Here is a 5581-nt window from a genome sequence, read left to right as displayed (position 1 = left end):
TGTCGAACCATGAACGGAATCCGAAAAACGACTTTTTACGACACCATCATCTTTGACGGAAGATGACTCTCCACATCTTCGCCACTCCTCCCTTGCCCCATCTCCGGTGTTAAGTGTGGGTAAAAATCCGTCAAAAAAAGGAGGAGTAGGAGTTTGGACCCGTCATAACCTTGGCTCGAAATTTTGTCACCGACAAAAAACCAACGGCCCATTTTGACCAATTTGAGCCATATGGACCGACTTTGCGGCTCTATTTCCACAGGAAAACCGCCCTCACCAGAACCAAAGAAGAAAAATACAATTCTTTTTTGCACAAGGTAAATTCGCATAAGTTGCGTTCTGTTCAGAAAAAGAGACTACATATTGTGGAAGAACATTTTTTCTAAAGTCTCAAAAGGGTGCAACCGATAAGAGCATTGAAAGTTGGCATTCACTTTGCTTTACGAGATAGGCAGATTGCAGAAAAGCTTGGTTGATATCCTGCAGAGGACGGTTGGAAAAAGGAGGGCGGTTCATGAATTGCGACAAATGTGGCTCAAAAATGTACCGAGACGACACCCGGTTCCTTCCCTTGAATCGTGACGAAGGAGGCGCCATCTTTTTTGACATCTATTACAAATGTCCGATCTGCTCCAAGGTTGTTTTTTTGGGGCTTGATGAAATTCAGGAAAAAGAAAGCGCGTCCGTAGCATAGCATAACCCCCATTCCCCCTAAGGGGTGCCGAAAGGTACCCCGCAAGTGAGCAGACTGCAGGAGAAGGCGTGGACCCGGCTCATCCACCCCCGCTCCTGCAGTCTCTTTTTTTTGCACCCCCAAAGGGGTCAACCCCCATGGATTCTCTGATTCCCTCATCCGAATGACCGGCTACAGAAACCGAATATCAGGAAATTGAACCGCTCGAACTTTACAGTATTATCCGGCACCATCTTTCCGACTTCGACAAACACTACGAATACCTGCACAACTTCCTGATCAAGGATTCAAACCACAGAAATACGCACTGCAATGGAGCATCCTGATCCAATCTATTTCTTTCGCAAAACAAACAGGCTGATAAGACCGCTTCCAAGAAGGAGAAGACCACCCGGTTCGGGAACCGGGAGCGTCTCCGTACTGATCGTCCCTTCGGGGAGGACCTCATTATACCCAATTTCATCAATCATAAAGTTCCAGGAATTCCCCAAACCAAGCGTTGTTGCGTCAACCACCGTTTGAATTGACACCTGATTCACATTCGTAGCATCAAAACCGACCGTGGCATAGCCGCCTGAAACACTGTAAGACATAAGCGGCACATCAACAGAATGACCTGCATCATCCGAAACACGATAAACAATCTCGTGCCCGATTCCGTTGAAAAGGCTCAAATAATAACTTGAAACCGGCGCTGAAAAAGAAATCGTAATGGGATTCAACAGACTGTCCACCTGATCGGAAGTTGCGTAAACAGAAGAGGCGTTCGTCGGAAGACCAATATTCGTCAAGACCACGCCACCGTCAAACTGCACACCTCCGACATCCAGATGCTGAGGTCTTACGGTTGTCGCTGCATACCAGGAAGGCCCGAACAGTAATTGACCGTCGAAATTTATCAGAGTCGCATCGCCCACCCCTTCCAAACAGATGATGACGAAAAAAATCGAAAAAATGCATGATAACCATATACGACTTATCCCTCTGAAGATTTCAATAAAATTCGCCATAAACAGCTCCTTCCAGCATCAAATTAATAAAACACGCCGTATCGTTATTTTATAAGTAACCTGAAGCACGCAAAAGTCGCGCAAAAAAGAACTTATTTGCGTTTTTTATATTTCATGATTCTTTTATAAGATCGCCTTATTGATTGGCTTTTCCGTTGATAAAAGCCAAGAGCAGACTTGACCCCTTGCGCGTGTAAACACGTAATGTTGACAAAAACATTATCCCACACAAAAGCCAAGAGCAGACCCCTCTTTTCGGTGGGGCGGGGAAATGGATTGACAATTGCGGGCACGGATGTTACATTTGTAATCATCTGTAACCAGGCGAGGTGGGAAGTGACGGTGAAAATCATAATCGCCGATAGCTGTTCATTAATTCTGCTTTGGAAGTGCGGAGCGTTGGAACGGCTTGCGGATTCATCAAAATTGATTGTTCCCCCAAAGGTCTATAACGAGATCGTAAATGAAAATACTCTGCAAATCTACCCTGACGCAAAAAATATTCATGATCTGGTCAAAGCAGATAAAATAGCGATTGAGAAACCTTCCGCCGGGGCGGCAGATATTCCCATCACACTGGGAGCTGGTGAAACGGAATGTATCCAACTTTACACAACACGGAACGCCGATGTGATCCTGACGGATGACGGAAAAGCCATAAAAGTATGCCGTTACCTTGGAATACCGTTTACAATAAGCCCCAAAGTAGTGGTCAGCCTTTTTGAAGGAGGCAGGATCAGTTTTGAGCATGCACGGACTGCCATCTTGAAACTGGAGAAGATCGGCCGCTACGCCAGGGATATCATTGCGGACGCGCTGTTATGCCTGCAATCAAGGAGGGATGAACCATGAAACGCCCGACAACCATACGCATAGATGACACCCTGTTGAAGGCAATCTCCCGGTTTGCAAAGAAAGCCGGGCAAGACAAAACTCAATATATTCGATTCCTTCTGCTAAAAGGATTCGAGGAAGACAGGAAAGAACGCGTAATAAAACTCTATTCAAACGGGAAGATGAGTATGGAAGAAGCAAGGACAGAACTGGAACTGGATGTCTGGGAATTTCTCTCCCTGCTTGAGGAGAGAAACAAACACCTGAATGTCACGACGGAAGACTGGCTGGATTCAGCGAAGGTATAAATCTTCAAATTATTCTTCCATTTTTGTTGATGAGGCACCTGAAAGGGATGGTGATTTCGAAATTGAACCGCTCGAACTCTACAGTATTATCCAGCGCCATCTTTCCGACTTCGACAGATACTGCGAATACCTGAACGAATTTCCGGTCAAGTATTCTCGCCACTGATCATAAAATCAGAAAAGATCCTTCCTGTTTCAACTGGGACAACGAGGATCACCGGCGGTTGATCCTCCTGGGTCCGGGAGCCGTGGCCGACAAGCTAAGACTACTGGAAAGCCGAACCATCGTCTTTGACGAACTTCACAAGTATCCTCACTGGAAGAACTTCATCAAGGGATTCTACGACACCTACGCAAAGAACCGTTTTCATATTGTTGTGACCGGAAGCGCGCGGTTGGACCTTTACCGGAAGGGAGCTGACAGCCTGATGGGACGTTACTTCCTTTACCGGATGCACCCTCTATCTGTCGCAGAGGTCATTCACGCAGGGCTCCGGGAGCATGAGATCACTGCCCCGGCAAGGATCCGGAAAGATGATTTCAGCGCCCTGATACGTTTCGGCGGATTCCCCGAGCCCTACCTGAAAAGAAATTCCCGGTTTTACAATCGATGGAAACGCACACGGCTTAAATTACTGTTTCGTGAAGATTTAAGAGACACGACAAAAATCTATGAGGTAGGACAGGTGGAATTGCTGGCCGAACTGCTCCGGCAGCAAGCAGGGCAGCTTACAAACTTTGCGGCGCTGGCAAGAAAGATCCGCGCATCTCAGGACTCCATCCGAAGATGGGTATCCGCGCTGGAATCGCTTTACTATTGCTTTACCATCCGACCGTGGAGCCGTAACATCTCCCGAAGCCTGCTGAAGGGCCCCAAAACCTTTCTCTGGGACTGGTCGCTTGTAGATGACGAAGGGACAAGAAACGAAAATTTCGTCGCCTCTCATCTATTGAAGGCTGTTCAGTGGTGGGTGGACAACGGCTTCGGCGATTATGAGCTCTACTTTCTGCGGACCAAAGATCAACGGGAAGTGGATTTCCTGGTTACAAAAAACCGGGAACCATGGTTTCTTGTTGAAGTGAAGACCTCCGCCGGCCAGGCCTTAAGCAGGAATCTGGACTATTTCCAGACACGGACAGGCGCCAAACATGCTTTTCAGCTCTCGATGAATGCAGATTTTATCGATGCCGACTGCTTTGAGATTCCTTACCCCATCACCGTTCCCGGGCAGACATTCCTTTCCCAACTCGTGTAACCACGTGTTGACAAAAACATTATCCCGCGCAAAAGCCAAGAGCAGACTTGACCCCTTTCGCCCTTTGTACCTCTGCGCCTTTGCGCCTCAGAGGTGACTTGTATTTATTACCAGAGATAGGCCACGCCGAAATTCACCTGCCACTGCTTGTGATCAAACGCAGCATTGGAATGGAACTGGTCGATCTCGGATCCTTTGTGAAAAACGGCATTGTTCGCAAAATTAGGATCAAAGGAGTTCGGACCCGTCTTTTCCTGCCCTTTCGATTCCGTCGTATCCCAGGTAAAAGAGGTCGTCCCGGCAAAGGAAAGTTCCCAGTTATCCGTCAAACGATAGCTGAATCCGCCGGAGACCACATCTTCCGGCTGCATGTTGAACGTAAGCGGGACATGTTTCGCCGTAAAGGTATTGTTGGAATGCTGTACACCTCCCCGAATGGTCCATTTATTTCCCAGATCATACTCAGCCCCCAATGAAATACTGCGGATCGTGTTGAAATCAGTATGCATGGAAAAATCGAAACTGTCATCCCCACGTTCAATCTGATCCTTGCTAAGAATCATCCAATTAAAAAACGGGCTATCCCCACTGCGCAGATTAAATGTAAAGTAATCCCCAACCATATCATTCATATAAATCAGTTTATATTCGCAGGAAAGGAGCAGACGCTCCGTCGGTCGCCAGGCGGCTCCGAATGTCAGTTCACGGGGAAGGGCAAACTGCATATAAGGATCGTAATAGGCCGTCAGATTCAGAGAACGGACATATCCATTCCCATCAAGAGTCACATGGTCTGAGCCGTCCTTGTTCTTCCCGTGCAAAAACCAGTTCATTGCCGCCTTTGCCAAAGCCCTTCGTTTCGGGCTCGGGTCTTCCGTAGCGGCATTATCAATAGTTCCCAACAGGGCATCGAAAAAACGAGGTCCCCTAAACTTCGTCGCACCACCGGGCAGGTAAGCCCCAAAAGAAACATCTTCAAACGGTGCAAACTGTGCCGTATCGTAATAGAACTTCCGGAACTGATCGGAAAAATCCAGCATCAGCGATCCGCCCTTGAAATCCATGACAGACCGGGAGCGATAACTCACACTCAAGACAAGTTTGTTCGATCCGTAGGGCCGATACTGGACCCCCCCATCCCAGCCGAAACCAAAGGCATAGGCATTCTCTAATCTGCCGATCCCCTGTAGCTCCGGATAACCGAATTGAACTCCACCAAGGCTTGCATCCCTAAATTTCCCTGACAGGACCCCACCGTAATTCGCAAACCCAGCGTCCTTGATCGACTGAGGAGCGGTATCCCCTAATTCATGGGTTAGGCTGAAACGTCCCGTTCCTTTCATAATCGTCGAATCGGTGCCAATCGCCTGTTTGAAGCGAAACTGACCGGCGACAATCCGGGCACCAAAACCAATCGACAAATAATCGTTCACCTTATAGCCGATGGCCGGCCCGATCTCAGGGATCTTTAAATCCGTT

General features: G+C 47.9%; 6 protein-coding genes. 4 read left to right on the top strand and 2 right to left on the bottom strand.

All coding sequences use genetic code 11. The annotated features are described in order from the left end of the window. The first annotated feature begins 514 nt into the window (after positions 1-514). Positions 515-694 (top strand): hypothetical protein, encoded by a 180-nt coding sequence (locus tag GXP58_10830; protein ID NOY54092.1) that lies wholly within the window; start codon positions 515-517, stop codon positions 692-694. 332 nt (positions 695-1026) lie between these two features. On the opposite strand, the gene GXP58_10825 is transcribed toward GXP58_10830, so the two are convergent. Then, complete coding sequence (locus GXP58_10825; protein NOY54091.1) at positions 1027-1704, bottom strand: PEP-CTERM sorting domain-containing protein; 678 nt, start codon at positions 1702-1704, stop codon at positions 1027-1029. Between the two features lie 336 nt (positions 1705-2040). On the opposite strand from GXP58_10825, the gene GXP58_10820 reads away from it, so the two are divergent. From GXP58_10820 to GXP58_10810, 3 genes are all read left to right on the top strand, one after another. Further along, positions 2041-2556 (top strand): hypothetical protein, encoded by a 516-nt coding sequence (locus GXP58_10820; GenBank protein NOY54090.1) that lies wholly within the window; start codon positions 2041-2043, stop codon positions 2554-2556. Further along, positions 2553-2846: a hypothetical protein gene (locus GXP58_10815; GenBank protein NOY54089.1), complete on the top strand. Its 294-nt coding sequence runs from the start codon at positions 2553-2555 to the stop codon at positions 2844-2846. The genes GXP58_10820 and GXP58_10815 overlap by 4 nt, the downstream gene beginning before the upstream one ends. 224 nt (positions 2847-3070) lie before the next feature. Next, positions 3071-4102, top strand: coding sequence for an ATP-binding protein (locus GXP58_10810; protein ID NOY54088.1), 1032 nt, complete (start codon positions 3071-3073; stop codon positions 4100-4102). Between the two features lie 107 nt (positions 4103-4209). On the opposite strand, the gene GXP58_10805 is transcribed toward GXP58_10810, so the two are convergent. Next, on the bottom strand, positions 4210-5581 hold a 1372-nt coding region (locus GXP58_10805), incomplete at its 5' end, for a hypothetical protein (protein ID NOY54087.1).

The sequence above is a fragment of the Deltaproteobacteria bacterium genome (assembly GCA_013151235.1).
In the GTDB taxonomy this organism is placed as follows: Bacteria; CG2-30-53-67; CG2-30-53-67; order CG2-30-53-67; family CG2-30-53-67; genus JAADIO01.
Note: the sequence above shows the minus strand (reverse complement) of the source record. Positions and strands in the feature narration are given on the sequence as shown.

Bases quoted from the DNA above. Each gene is read 5' to 3' on its own strand.
- GXP58_10830 (NOY54092.1), top strand. From the start codon at position 515: ATGAATTGCGACAAATGTGGCTCAAAAATGTACCGAGACGACACCCGG.
- GXP58_10825 (NOY54091.1), bottom strand. From the start codon at position 1,704: ATGGCGAATTTTATTGAAATCTTCAGAGGGATAAGTCGTATATGGTTA.
- GXP58_10815 (NOY54089.1), top strand. From the start codon at position 2,553: ATGAAACGCCCGACAACCATACGCATAGATGACACCCTGTTGAAGGCA.